At 37.0% G+C, this 14278-nt stretch carries 11 protein-coding genes; 8 read left to right on the top strand and 3 right to left on the bottom strand.

Annotation, left to right across the window (positions count from 1 at the left end; genetic code table 11):
* Window positions 1-129: 129 nt before the first annotated feature.
* From GVV19_RS06170 to GVV19_RS06160, 3 genes are all read right to left on the bottom strand, one after another.
* Window positions 130-2076 carry a M28 family peptidase gene (locus GVV19_RS06170; protein ID WP_159646392.1) on the bottom strand — a complete coding sequence of 649 codons (1947 nt, stop codon included), beginning with the start codon at window positions 2074-2076 and terminating at the stop codon, window positions 130-132.
* Window positions 2069-3118 carry an extracellular solute-binding protein gene (locus GVV19_RS06165; RefSeq protein ID WP_159646389.1) on the bottom strand — a complete coding sequence of 350 codons (1050 nt, stop codon included), beginning with the start codon at window positions 3116-3118 and terminating at the stop codon, window positions 2069-2071. Before GVV19_RS06165 ends, GVV19_RS06170 begins: the two co-directional genes overlap by 8 nt.
* 183 nt (window positions 3119-3301) lie before the next feature.
* A complete protein-coding gene (locus tag GVV19_RS06160; protein WP_159646386.1) occupies window positions 3302-5266 on the bottom strand; it encodes an alpha/beta hydrolase family protein in 1965 nt (654 codons plus the stop codon).
* Window positions 5267-5476: 210 nt separating this feature from the next.
* Here GVV19_RS06160 and GVV19_RS06155 point away from each other — a divergent pair, with 210 nt between their 5' ends.
* The 8 genes from GVV19_RS06155 to GVV19_RS06120 all read left to right on the top strand — a co-directional run bounded on the left by GVV19_RS06155 (window position 5477) and on the right by GVV19_RS06120 (window position 14196).
* The gene (locus tag GVV19_RS06155; RefSeq protein WP_201287486.1) at window positions 5477-6496 is read left to right on the top strand and encodes a phosphate/phosphite/phosphonate ABC transporter substrate-binding protein; all 1020 of its coding nucleotides are present in this window, start codon (window positions 5477-5479) and stop codon (window positions 6494-6496) included.
* A gap of 52 nt (window positions 6497-6548) precedes the next feature.
* Complete coding sequence (phnC, locus tag GVV19_RS06150) at window positions 6549-7331, top strand: phosphonate ABC transporter ATP-binding protein (protein ID WP_159640486.1); 783 nt, start codon at window positions 6549-6551, stop codon at window positions 7329-7331.
* Window positions 7318-8139: a phosphonate ABC transporter, permease protein PhnE gene (gene phnE / locus GVV19_RS06145; protein WP_159646383.1), complete on the top strand. Its 822-nt coding sequence runs from the start codon at window positions 7318-7320 to the stop codon at window positions 8137-8139. The genes phnC and phnE (GVV19_RS06145) overlap by 14 nt, the downstream gene beginning before the upstream one ends.
* On the top strand, window positions 8139-8942 hold the full coding sequence (phnE, locus tag GVV19_RS06140) for a phosphonate ABC transporter, permease protein PhnE (RefSeq protein WP_159640492.1): 804 nt from the start codon (window positions 8139-8141) through the stop codon (window positions 8940-8942). The genes phnE (GVV19_RS06145) and phnE (GVV19_RS06140) overlap by 1 nt, the downstream gene beginning before the upstream one ends.
* Before the next feature lie 320 nt (window positions 8943-9262).
* Window positions 9263-9778 carry a GNAT family N-acetyltransferase gene (locus GVV19_RS06135; RefSeq protein WP_159646380.1) on the top strand — a complete coding sequence of 172 codons (516 nt, stop codon included), beginning with the start codon at window positions 9263-9265 and terminating at the stop codon, window positions 9776-9778.
* A 479-nt stretch (window positions 9779-10257) separates the two neighbouring features.
* Complete coding sequence (locus GVV19_RS06130; protein WP_159639090.1) at window positions 10258-10506, top strand: hypothetical protein; 249 nt, start codon at window positions 10258-10260, stop codon at window positions 10504-10506.
* A gap of 98 nt (window positions 10507-10604) precedes the next feature.
* Complete coding sequence (locus GVV19_RS06125) at window positions 10605-12407, top strand: ABC transporter ATP-binding protein (RefSeq protein ID WP_159646377.1); 1803 nt, start codon at window positions 10605-10607, stop codon at window positions 12405-12407.
* Window positions 12391-14196 carry an ABC transporter ATP-binding protein gene (locus GVV19_RS06120; protein WP_159646374.1) on the top strand — a complete coding sequence of 602 codons (1806 nt, stop codon included), beginning with the start codon at window positions 12391-12393 and terminating at the stop codon, window positions 14194-14196. Before GVV19_RS06125 ends, GVV19_RS06120 begins: the two co-directional genes overlap by 17 nt.
* Window positions 14197-14278 lie beyond the last annotated feature (82 nt).

Below are 14278 nucleotides of genomic sequence, written 5' to 3'. Positions count from 1 at the left end.
TTCATTTTTATCTCATAACTATGCATAATCCGTGTTCCCATAAGAAAACCTCCCGTATTGAATCATTTTACAATAATTCGTTTACAAGAGGTTTTTTCTTGAGTCCCAAGGAACTAGGTCAGTTCCAGATTAGGATGGTTTTTTTGTAATTAAATCGAGGCATGTTTGTATATGGTCTGAAAATAGATGAAGATGTGCCATTACTTCATTCAAAACTATCTCATACCGCAATCGTTCTGATTCAACTGCTTGCTCTATAATCTCGAAATCATGAGAATCTATGAAATCAAACAAGTCGCAATGTGTTGGTTTAAATGTAGTACCCCACATCATATTTGCAGTTTCCGATAGGACATTTTGGGTATGATAATAGTATGTTTCGCTACTCCAATGAACAGCGTATTTATTATTGTCGACAAGACTTACATATTCCATTGAACGTTTTGGATCATACAACATATGCTCTAGAACACGAACATTTGTTTGATTCTGTTCAAAAGGAAATAATACATCGTCTTCCCACGATAATCGTAGAAACTGTGTTGCTGCAAAACGGAAGATTTTTCTCACGTGCTGCTTAAGTGCTTCGTTTTCCTCGGCATCTGTAATACTTGTCAGTAGCGTGTATAAAGCGTTTGATTGATTACTGATTGTGATCACCAACTCTTTAAAAGCATTGATATCAATGTATTCGCTTGCCATTTCAAGATCGAGGGCATGTTTCAATGCTTGAATTCTTTCGCTAAAGTCCAGTGGCAACACGGTGAGAGTATCATACTGCAACATTAGAAGTCCGTAGACATAATGATGGTATAAAAATGCACCTTCGTGATAGGTATCAACGGTATCAAATTGAGTATGATAATGTGATGCGGCAAATTTTGGCTTTAAAGCAGAAACAGTCGACGGAATTCCAAATATCTCAAATGAAAAATCATCGGACCATGTTTCAATTGGATTGAGCACTTTGATGCCATTTGGATAGACGTCAGATGCTTGCGGTAAAGTAAGTGAAAATTCGCTTAAGTACCGTTTGAGTTCGTAGCTTGCACGAATCCAGTCTGTACCATCTTCGAGCATTGCTGGGAGCTCAAAGTTAATGTTTGCGAAAATTATATCTGCCCACTCTGGTGTTAATGTACTCATCTGTGTATAGGAGCCTGTTAACCAATCATATCGCGTATCAGTTGCACCCCATTCTTCGGCACTTAAAGCCCCAAACATGAGTGTTTTTTCGGGTTTGATTCCTGATGAACATAATGCTTTTGCAATTCCCATCATTAAGCCAACCGCAACAGAGTTATCCTGAAATCCTTCAAAATAGGCATCATAATGAGCGCTCATAAGAATGATTTCCTCACTTTCTCCAGGGATACATCCGAATACGTTATATGCAGTCCCATTCGGATCCAAAAGACTTGAGACATCAAGCGTTAGAGTAGGCTTGAATTTCAAGGCTTTTCGTAAGATTCTTGCATCGTGTCGGGACATAGACAGCGCTGCAGCGCCGTGAGGGATAGAGGTATTCTGTGCATTGAGCGTGTGATCACTTATTTCGCCATAGCCGCCGTCTTGAACGGCAATGATGCCCAAGGCGCCACGGTAAAAGGCTTCAGTCGCAGGGTAGTTAATCCACCAATCTTCACGCTGATTAATATCGATAAGAATCCATTTTCCGGAAATGTCTGAAGGGAAATCATGACTATCGGATCGACCAACATCAATTATTTCAATAGTTTGAGGTCCTTGAGTATCTATATGGGAAGGGTAGGCACTGAGTGTAAACGTCAAATCTTGTGATTCTGTCTTGCAACGAAGGCGTGCATGCTTAAATGTCCATGATGTGACTGGATAACTGTACCGCTTGATCTTTTGCAGTCCTATTTCAGTCATCTCAAGTTCTAAAAAATCAGCTGCTTCATGTTCGGCAAATGATCCAACCGTACGAAATCCTAGAGATTCATTTGTTCGAAACGTCCCAAGCTTTTGTGCCAGTTTGTAACCATAATCAACATCAACATGTTCCATAAATTGTGATGCATTATTCGGGTATCGATCGGTAAATGTCTTATCCATTAGATTTTACTTTAACCCAGTAATCCGCCATTGTGACGCGTGTTACGTCATCAAAACGATAATTCTCATCGAGATTGTAATTTTGACGTGTTTCATATGAATCAATACCGTTAAATGCACCGCCAGTACCCGTGACAATATCGATGACATCTTGACGCGCACTAGTGTATCCAATTTCTTCGGTGATACGTTGTTGGCTTTCTTTGCTTAAAATGAAGTTAATCCATTCATGAGCCAGATCAACGTTTTTTGCATTTTTAGTAATGACCATGGCATCCATCCATGAGTTTGTTCCTTGAGTAGGGACATAGAAGGCCATATTTTCATTCTCAGATAAAACATATGTTGCATCTCCAGAATACATGGTTCCGATTGGTTTAACTCCAGATACCATGCTGTCAATCATTTCATCACGAATGTATACAGGACGTGTTTTTTGGTTCATATCTTTGAGCCAGTTAAACGCTTCTTGTAATTCTGTTTCACTGGTTGTATTCATTGAGTAACCAAGTGCTTTGAGTGCGACCATAAATGCATCTCGTTCCGAATCTAAAAAGAATATCTGGTCTTTATAGGTTTCATTTTTGAAGATATTCCAACCTTGTTGTTCTAAATCCGTTAATGAGATTTTTGTTTTGTCATACACGATTCCTACATTTCCCCAGAAGTAACCAGCAGTATATTCAGCTGCGGGGTCCATTGCACGGCCTTTTAAACTATCAAGCGTTGCAGTGTAATTTGGAATTTTTGAATAGTCTAGTTTTTGAAGACGGTCTTCAACGCGTAAGCGTTCAATCATATAATCGGTAGGGTAGAGCACATCATAAGAGTCTTCACTTGCAACTTTGATATACATTGCTTCGTTGGAATCGAACTTGTCGTAGATGACTTTCGCGTCGAATTCTTTTTCAAATTCTGTAATGAGCGACTCATCAATGTAGGATCCCCAATTATAGACTCGGAGTTCTTGTTTGGTAGTATCTTTGTTAGCACAACCTGCAAGCGCAAGTAGCGCAATGAATACGATAGTTATTTTTTTCATACTGTCTCCTTAATTAGTATTGATTTGTTTAGTATTACTAAACTAAAAGATTAGTCATACATGACACAAGACTTATTATACATCGCAGATTCACAAAATCAACACTTTTTATTATGATTTTTTTGCAGCTCTTTCTAGCGTAGAAAATGTATAAAAAAAGCCTCAATAATGAGGCTTGAAATTTTATAGGTGTGTGTCCATCCAAGTTGTAATTTCTTGAAGGCGTTTGAGTCGTGATTGTGGGCGGCCTGATCGTGACAAATCATGATTTTCACCACGAATCCAAACAAATCGTGTTTCAACACCATTCTGTTTAACGGCCGTAAAGAGTTGCATCGCTTGTTCGATTGGACAACGGTAGTCTTCTTCGGAGTGAATAAAGAGAAGTGGTGTTTTAATCGCGTGAGCATGTTTCAATGGAGATTGTTCCCAAGCCGCTTCCAAGTTTTTGAATGGTGATCCTCCTGTTTGGTCGGGACCAAAGTAAACACCAATGTCCGATGTTCCGTAAAACGAAATCCAATTTGAAATGCTACGTTGTGTTGCTGCAGCTGCAAAACGGTCTGTATGACTCACAATCCAATTCGTCATAAATCCGCCATACGATCCCCCCGTAACACCGACCCGTGCGCGATCAATTGCGTAACGCTCTAGCACAAGATCTGTAAACGTCATGATATCGGAATAGTCAATAGTTCCATATTTACCACGAATATCGGCAAATTCATTGCCATAAACATCGCCACCATGTGGGTTTGTAAAGAATACAACGTACCCAAGATTAGCCCACGCTTGCATTTCATGATAAACCACGGCATTATAGATTGTTTTTGGACCCCCGTGGATATCAAGGATTGCGGGATATTGTTTCATAGCGTCATAATCTTGCGGGAGTAAGACCCAACCGTCCAGTAAATCGCCATTACTTTCATATTGGATATGTTGAGGCGTTGCAAGGTAGTGTGAATCCCAGTATTCGGCATTAAATGACGTAAGGAGTGTATACGTGGCTTCACTGAAATTGAAGGCATACAATTCCTGATGACGATTATCGAAAAGTCCAATCCCAAAGAATTGATCGTTTAATTTAATCCAACCATCAATACTTCCTTCAGGGCTAAACACCGTTTCAATCGTCTGGCCATCGAAGCAGTAAAGTACAGTTCGGTCTTGATATGTTCCAACAAAATAGAAGTTATTGTCGATGACGTGTTCTTGGGCACTGCCTAAGAAACGCACATCACTCCCAACTGAGTTCCATGAGCTACGTCCAAATTCACATACGCGAACAAGGGCATCATTTTCGAGGCGATAGACATCTGAGTTTTGATTGATACCGAATGCTTTTCCTGTCGATGCAAAGACATAAATCTGTCCGTCTAAAACGGTCATATTTGAAATCATATAGGCATCGTTTTTGAAAGTTTCGATAATATCTTGTGTCTGTGTATTAAAACTAACAATGTCTGCATGGAATTGAGGTAATCCATTTGGAATTTCCTTATAAAAGTAAGCAATTTGTGTTGTTTCATCAAAATGCGCCAAAGCGATATCCACATTTTGTTCTGCAATAGGATGATAGGTGCTTTCTTCAGTATTATAGATAAAAGCTTGTCCGATTTTTGCTTTTGTAAAACCGCCACCATTCGCATAAAAAGGAACACTATCAAAAACTTCGTAATTGGTGTCTTTTTTAATCTTTGCGAGATAGTCATTACGCTTTTCTGAATCAAATAGGATGTGATCATCAGTATTCATGTGTGCTGTAATCAAGAGATTGCCATTTTGAAGAACCTTGAGTGATCCAATAGCAATCGGGAAGGTATAAGCTGGTTCAATAATCCCCGTAATAATATGATAACGATAAATAATACTTTTTTGCTGCGATACTGCTTCTGTTTCTTGACTGTTGGTCGTATGGTGGAAAAGAATGGTATCATCATGTTCCCAGTAGAAACGTGCATCCGTGTCCAAATCTAATACTCTTTTAGATTGTGTTCCATCAAATAAGAAAAGACTGTGTATATAATCGTTGTCATCATAGCGTGCTTCTGAGACAACATACGCTGCGTGTGTTTTACTTGGATTTGCTTTAAGTGATCCAAGATAACGATAGTTTAAAAAATCTTCAATTTTCAGTTGTTTCATAAATAATGTATCTCCTTTCAGAAAGTATATCATATATTTTCACCACTGACTTATAATTCATTCAAAGTCTTGTTTATCCAAACAAAACATGAATTGTTATGTTTGTGTTAAAAAATACAAGTAATGTCATGATTGTGTAAATTATATGGATTTACTTGAAATCTAGGTGATGGTATGGAATTATAGACTTAGGTATTACAGGAGGAAATGATGAAAAAATACTTGTTAGTGCTTTTAGTTTCAATACTTGTTTTAACGGGTTGTAGTAGTGGAAGTGAAAAAGGAAATGACAAGAAAATAGAGACTTTAACGGTGTTCTTTATTCCAAGTCGTGATTCAAAAGAAATCATTGCAAAGACAGAACCATTAAAAGGTCTTATTAAAACAGAACTTGCTAAAGATGGCTATGAAGTTGGAAATGTTAATATCCAAGTATCTCCAAATTATGAAGCTGCTGGGGAAGCACTAGATGCTGGCCAGGCTCATATTGGATTCATTCCTGCAAGTACATATGCAATGTACTCACAGGACGGAAACATTGATGTTGCATTAGCGGCATCACGTGATGGTTTGAATAAAGATTTTGTGGAAGCAAAAGAGTGGAATGACGGTGAAGCAACATTACCTGTTGAAGAACAAGTCACATTCTACCGTTCATTGATCTATGCAGGAACATCTGCAAAAGGACGTGAACTTGCTGATAAAGTAAATGCAGGCATGAAATTAACATGGGATGATTTAAATAGTGCATCATGGTGTCATTCAAATACGACATCATCCGCAGGTTATGTTTACCCATCATTATGGTTAGCAGATCAATTCGAAGGAAAAATGATCTCTGATCTTGCAAATAAAGTTGAAGTAACGGGTTATCCTGATACAGCAGCACGTTTAGCAACTGGACAATGTGATGTCGGAGTCGGTTATGCTGACATTCGCCGTGACTTTGAAACAAACTGGACAACAGAATGGAACCAAGAAAACATTTGGAAGCAAACGGATGTTATCGGTGTAACAGATAAAATCATGAACGATACGATTTCGATTTCAAATAAACTTGTTGATGCAGACTTGAAGAAAGCATTACAACGTTCATTTATTGAAATTGCTAAAACGGATGAAGGAAAAGAAGCTATCTCAATTTATAACCACACCGGATATAAAGAAGTAACAGATGCTGATTATGATTCATCACGTAAAGTATTGGATATGCTAAAAAACAAACAATAATGAGTCAAGGTGGGTCATCGAACCCACCTTTTAAAAGTCTGTGGAGGTCTCAATGATTGAATTTCAAAATGTAACAAAAATTTATCCAAATGGCGTCAAGGCCTTGGATGGTGTTAGCTTAACGATAGAACAAGGGGAGTTTGTTGCGATTATCGGACTTTCAGGTGCTGGTAAATCAACGTTACTTCGAAGTGTTAACCAAATGCATACGATTACTGATGGAACACTTTTGGTTAATGGTAGCAATGTCTCGGAATTAAAAGGGAAGGACCTTCGAAAATTCAGACGACAAATTGGTATGGTATTCCAATCATTCAATCTTGTTAAGCGAACAACAGTACTTAAAAATGTGCTAACAGCACGCGTCGCAGAAATGCCATGGTTTAAAAGCTTATTGGGCTTGTATTCAAAAGAAGATACACTCAAAGCACTTGAGTCATTGGATCAAGTTGGTATCTTAGAAAAAGCATATAATCGTGCTGATGAACTTAGTGGTGGCCAGCAACAACGTGTTGCATTAGCACGCTGCCTGGCTCAAGAACCGCAAATCATTTTAGCGGATGAACCCGTTGCGTCATTAGATCCGATTACAGCACAACAGGTGATGGATGATTTTGTCAAAATCAATGAAAAAACAAATATCACAGTTATTGTTAATATGCACCACGTTGACCTTGCACTTAAATATGCAAAACGTGTAATAGGGATCAACAAGGGAGTTATTGTTTTTGATGGCCCATGTGAAAGTGTAGACGAAGCAGTCTTGAAACAGGTTTATGGACGTTCTTTAGCCGAGGATGAATTGATGGGAGTGACGACACATGTCACAGCTTAAAAGTCTTTTCTATCCAAAACCAATTGTTTTAAACAATGGCAAAGAAGTGAAGCCACCTTTTCGAATCGGAATCATCGTTATTGTAATCGTGGGGGTGCTTCTTTACTTTAGTGCAAAAGTTACAAATTTTAATCTTATTTTGCTAATTAATGGAGGTGAAGAGTTCTTTCGCTTTCTCGGTCGTTTATTTCCGCCTAATCTGAAATACGCGTCTACTGTTATGAATCCGATGATTCAAACATTTGCAATGTCATTTTTAGGGACATTGTTTGCTGGTATTTTTGCACTTCCTGTGGCATATCTATCAGCAAGTAACATGAATCAAAATCGAATTGCGAGAGGCATCGTTCGATTTGTGATGAGTTTCTTCCGAACGATTCCTGTATTAATTATTGCCCTAATCATGACTTACATCTTTGGATTGGGAACATTTTCAGGGATGATTGCTATCTTCTTATTTACTTTCTCGATTCTTACGAAAATGACGTATGAGCAAATTGAATTGGTTGATATGGGACCTTTTGAAGCAAGTATCTCGACGGGTGCATCTCGTTTCAAAGCTTTTATTGCCTCAGTGGTTCCACAAATATCGGGTTTGTACTTGTCTTCTATTCTCTATAATTTAGAAATGAATATCCGTTCGGCTGCTGTATTGGGATATGTTGGGGCAGGTGGAATTGGGACATTGATGAATGAAAATATTGGTTGGCGCCAGTATCAAAATTTATCAACAATACTTATCATTTTACTAATCAGTGTTATTTTAATTGAAATGCTGAGTCGTTATATTAGAAAGAGGCTTATCTGATGTCGACACGAATCTTAGAAACGTATGAAAATAGACCGCGTTATATTAAGCAAGCTTGTTTTATTGTGGGTGTTATTTTACTGATTACAGCATTGAGTCTACCTTATGTTGAATTCAACGGATTGGTTACCAATGGTTTTTCAATAGTTAATAGTATTATTCAAGGGATGATTGCACCCAACTGGGAGGCATTACTCAATTTTACGAAAGAGGGAATTCCTTACTTAGTTTTTGAAACAGTAGCAATTGCTTTCTTAGGTACTTTTATTGGTCTTGTATTATCTGTGCCCGTTGCATTTTTATCTTCACAAAATATTGTAGGTCGTAAATTCGCAACAATAGGAACATTTATGATTACAGTAATTCGGACTTTTCCTCCGTTTGTTTATGGGCTAATGTTAATTCGAGTGTCTGGGCCAGGACCGTTCACTGGTGTACTAACACTTGCGATTACTTCAATTGGAATGATTTCTAAAATGTTTGTAGAAGTTATTGAAGATTTGGATAATGGCATCATAGAATCTTTGGACGCCGCAGGATGCAATACGTTGCAGAAAATTCGTTATGGAATAATTCCTCAACTGATGGGTAATTTTGCATCGATTTCAATTTATCGCTTTGAGATTAATGTAAAAAATGCTTCAATTTTGGGTCTTGTAGGAGCTGGTGGAATTGGAGCGCCACTTCTTTTTGCAATGTCTGGTTTCCGTTGGGCAGATGCAGGAGCGCTTCTTTGGGGATTAATTCTTCTGGTGGTTACAGTTGAAGCTCTATCTTCATGGATTCGAAATAAACTAGGATAATACCTGTTAGCCGACATTTTAATGTCGGTTTTTTTGTTATCGTGAAATTTCATGTATACTTTGAGTATAGCGAAGAAGGATTTAGAGGAGTAACGTATACTGTAGCGCAAAGATTAGATGCAAGGGTTAGTAAATGCGATTTTTTCACTCTCTCTAATCATATCGGATCAATCATTTTTGTTAGGATATTTAACCACTTAAAGTGTTGGAATGATTCGTATTGATGCTTTTTTGTATGCAAAGCAGATAAAAACAACGACCTTAAAAAGAAACATTACTTCTCAAGTTGAACGTATACATATAGGAAATGAGAAATTTAGATGAAACTAATCTTAGAAACTGAACGATTGATAATTAGAAACTATGTAGCTACCGATGTCACGGATGCTGCTGAATTTCTGATGGATGAGGAAACAATGTACTATATTCCAGAAACGTTTAAGAGTCTGTCGGAATTGCAACAATTTATCGTTGCCCCTGAACACACGAATAATTATCTACCGGTTGAATTGAAATCGTCAGGGAAGATAATTGGTCATATTTCGTTTATGGATGTATTTCAAGGTCATACTTACGAGATTGGGTGGGTGTTTAATAAAAAGTATCAAGGACAGGGATATGCGTTTGAGGCAGCAAAGGCAATTATGGTGGATGGTTTTTCTAACCGTGCCCTTCACCGGATCATCGCAACGGCTCAACCTCAAAATTCTAGTTCTTGGAAATTGATGGAACGACTCAATATGCGCCGTGAAGCCCACCATATTGCCTGTATTCCGTTCCAAGACACATGGTGGGATGAGTTTTATTACGCAATATTAAAAGATGAAATGAAGTAATTGTATGGGAACGATTGTAACTATCAATCTGTTGGTATATTTGGGATAACCGTGATCCTGAATCATTTTCTGCAGATTAAGAATGGCGTTTTATCCAAACTTCAGGTTTATGGTTTATTCAAGCGGTACATGCCGACATTTTAATGAAAAGGGACGCGAATCATTTGTTGGGATGATGCATGTGAAGCTAATATACTGGGCTTAGCGTTGGATAACGGCACGTCTTTGGTACCTGACTATATAATCAAAGAAACGAATTGCCGCGTCTAATTCTCTTTAATCAAAGTGAAGCAGGTTTGGCCTAGCAAGAACTTAAAGATGATAATTCTATACCTATTATTTTAATGATTTAGGTATCGTTTTATATGAGAGTTTGAAGAAAGTATGATGTGTTGTCGTGTCAGGTGTATTTTTACAGTAAAAACTGTGTTAAAATTGAAATAGATAGAGCATAGGCTCTTTAGAAATGGAGGAATAGGATGAGTAAACATCATAACAATACGGGTAAAATTATTAAGTATGTTGCAGCAGGTGTCGCAGTTGCGGGAGTTACATATGGTGCAGTACAAGTTGGAAAATTTGTTGCAAACCACAAAATGGAACAAGAAGCAGAAACATTGCTAACAGAAAAATATGGGGATCGCTTAGAAAACAAGTCAGTGATTATTGTTGATAAGCGCGATTCCATATTCAAAAGATTTCTTAAAGTATTCTCGAGTGCACTTTAATGAAAACAGACAAAATGTCTGTTTTTTTTATGCGGTCACTAATAAATGAAATATCTATTACCCATCTAAATACTATATAATACATGTAGAGGTGGGGTATGAGTAAATCAAAAGCAAGCGAAAATAATCTAATATACTATTTCAAAACGATAGGATCAGAGCGTCCAATTACTTTTCTTTTGTTGGCTTCTGATATCTTTTTGAATGTTCTAATTGCTTTAATTGTTGCGGTTATACCATCAGTTTTGATAGGCTATGTTAGCACAACGATGTCACTTGATCGTACATTACCGTCACTAATAATTATTACCGCCACTCTAGCAGTTTTATCGTACTGTGGTGTTATGCAACAAGTAAGAAACGGAATTAATAACATTGCGGTTCGACTTTTGGTTTTTTCACTTAAATTGTCTCGTAAATACTTAACGATTGATTTCGAAACGATAGAGGAACCGTCGGTCTATCGTTTATTTCAGCGTGCCCTTGATAATGGGGTAGGTGATGTATCCTCTGGTACTCAGTCAGTTCTTGTAAGCACTAAAAATTTATTTGTGAATCTTATTACCTTTGCGCTTTTTGCCTTCTTTCTGTCTTACTTTAATGTTTGGGCGTTTATCGTAACCGTAATGGTAGGAATCATTGATTCACTGCTACTTCGCCAGTCAATCAATTTTGAGCTTGAGAATCGAGAAAAAAAATTGAGTTTGGTAACCCAACGTCATTATCTAAAATATGCGGCTGTTAATCTTGATAATAGTAAAGATGCAAGAATATACAATGTTTCATCTCTTTATATGAGTAAAGTAAAGGAACTAAACGATGAACTCGAATCAATAAACAAAAGAGCAAATTCAATAGAGTATAGAAATCAAGTTATATCAACAATTATGATATTTGCTCGTGATTGTTTTGTTTATACGATTTTAATACACCTAACCCTAATCGGAACCATGACAATAGCTGAATTTTCAGTTTTTCTAACTGTCATGGGTTCTTTAAATGGATGGATGCGTGAAATTGTACGATCGATTCATGAAATTCGTCTTTCGAGCTTGGATATTGCGGATGTTAAAGACTTCATCGAATATCCTACAATTCTATGTGAAGATTTCGCTTTGGATGATGAAGAATATTTTGACATAGAATTCCACAATGTATCGTATTGCTATCCAAACAGCAACCATAATGTCATATCAAATGTGTCTTTCGAGCTGAATACTGGAGATAAACTTGCTTTAGTGGGAGCGAATGGATCTGGGAAATCAACGTTAGTTAAGCTACTTCTAGGACTTATTCGCCCTACAGAAGGTATAATCACACTCAATGGAGTCAATATTAATACACTAAGTCGTGGGGAGTACTTTTCCTATTTTTCGCCTGTTTTTCAAAATGTTGATTTGTGGGCGTTAACATTAGAAAAGAACGTATCGCTTTCAACCATAAGCAACAAAGAGGCAACAATCGCTGCGCTTACAGCTGCTGGCTTAATAGATCTTGTTGATGCATTACCGGATGGATTGATGACAAATCTTACCCATTACGTTCATCAGAATGGTGTAAATTTGTCAGGAGGTCAAATCCAAAAGATTATGTTATCACGTGCGATTTATAAAAACTCTCCAATACTTGTTCTAGATGAACCAACTGCAGCTTTGGATGCTATTGCAGAACAGAGTGTCTATGAGGATTATAATAGACTGTCTGAGAGTAAAAGTTCTCTTTTTATATCACATCGACTCGCATCGACACGTTTTTGTGATCGTGTCATTTTACTGAATTCAGGTCGAATACTCGAAGAAGGAACTCATGAGGATTTAATAAAATTTGATGGAGAGTACGCAGCAATGTTCGCACTACAACGACATTATTATGAGGAGATGAATCATGAAGTCATTATTTAAAGTCATAGACCTTATCTATAGCCTTAATCCTAGAGTTTTAGTTCTTACTGTTCTAACTCAGCTTACTTCAGTGATGATTCCTTTCGTAAGTTTATATTTTGGTGGACAGATCATAAACTTGTTACTTGAAGGAACCTTGTATGTTTGGATCGAATTTTTAAAGTTTGTCAGTATCATATTTTTGTTGTCATTGGTGAAGACTACCTTGAAGAGAATTTATAATAATGAAGTATTTAAACTTGATCTCCAACTTGATGATTCACTTATAAATAAATCATTAACGATGAAATATGATGTCTTAGTGGATGCACAAACGCGTCTTGATTTCCAACGTGCTGAGGAAGGGAACATGATGACAGGTGGCATTACTAATTTTATTGATAGTATTGTAAATACAGGATTCACGATTATATTGAGCAGTATCGTTACATTTTTTGCGATGTATCAATTGCTTGCAACACGTACGGACACGATTTCACAATTAGGGATGTTCACGAATTCGAAACTGTTTACAGTATTATTAGTATTGATTTTGATAATTCCTATAGTTGTATCCTACTACGTAAATAAAAAAACTGCGAGTAAGCGTGAAGAAGCATATGCGACACTTAGTCAAGGTAACAGAGAAATGAATTATTATTATGAGACTTTATTGACGGATAACGAAAGTGGCAAGACTGTTCGTCTTTATAATGCGGACGAAATGGTTTTTCAGACCATCGAGAAGGGGAACTTGGATACACTTAAAATTCTTAAAAATGTGAATATCTCAAATGGAAGATACTTAGGTTTTGTTCAAGTCGTTATTGTAATAATTACATCGATTTTATTTGGTTTGATTGCTATGAAGGCAGTCGTAGGTGCAATAAGTATCGGCTCAATCCTAATTTATGCAGGTTTTCTCCAACAACTCTTGGATGCTCTAATTTATGGGGTAGCATTACTAGCTACTGCTGAACATACTCTAAAATATATGCAATATTACATTGAATTTCTAAATAAAGAAGGTCCGAAAAATCATGACTTAAGCACCACTGGGGATCTTCGCTTCAAAATAGTATTTGATAATGTATCTTTTATTTATCCAGGAACAAACACCTACGCGCTTAAAGATGTAAGTGTGATAATTAATGCTGGAGAGCGAATTTCAATTGTTGGAGAAAATGGAGCGGGTAAATCAACCTTCATTAATCTTCTATGTCGATTGTACACACCGACAAATGGAAAAATTTTACTCGATGGTGTGGATATCCAAACATTATCTTTTGATAGCTATATGGAAAAAATGGCCGTTGTTTTTCAAGATTTTACACTCTATCCGTTTACAATTGCAGAAAATGTCGCAATGACGACAACTTACGATCAAGATAGAGTTCATAAAGCATTAAATCTTGTTGGTCTGAAGGATAAAGTTGATAAATTGGAAGCAGGAATTAATACCACACTTACTGGCATATATGAGCATGCAATTTCATTATCAGGTGGTGAAGGACAGAAACTAGCAATTGCAAGAGCATGGTATAAAGATACAGCTCTTATTATTCTTGATGAACCGACATCTGCACTTGACCCGCGATCTGAATTCGAGATATATCAAAATATAACTGCGTTACTTAATAGAAAGACGTCATTATTTGTTTCACATCGTATGAGTTCATGTACATTAAGTGATAGAGTGCTAGTTTTTCAAAATGGATCAATTATTCAAGACGGTTCCCATAATAATTTGCTCAGACAATCGGGAATGTATCAGAAACTATTTAAAGCGCAATCGGATTATTATCTATAAAGTTGGACATTTTTGGTTGCCCAACTTTTTGTAACTAATGAGAAGGTTTCGTTCTCATCCTTACATCGTAAATACAGAAAAT

The organism is Erysipelothrix anatis, assembly GCF_009828745.1.
GTDB lineage: Bacteria > Bacillota_I > Bacilli_A > Erysipelotrichales > Erysipelotrichaceae > Erysipelothrix > Erysipelothrix anatis.
The sequence above is the reverse complement of the archived record's forward strand: the minus strand, read 5'-3'. Positions and strand labels throughout refer to the sequence as shown.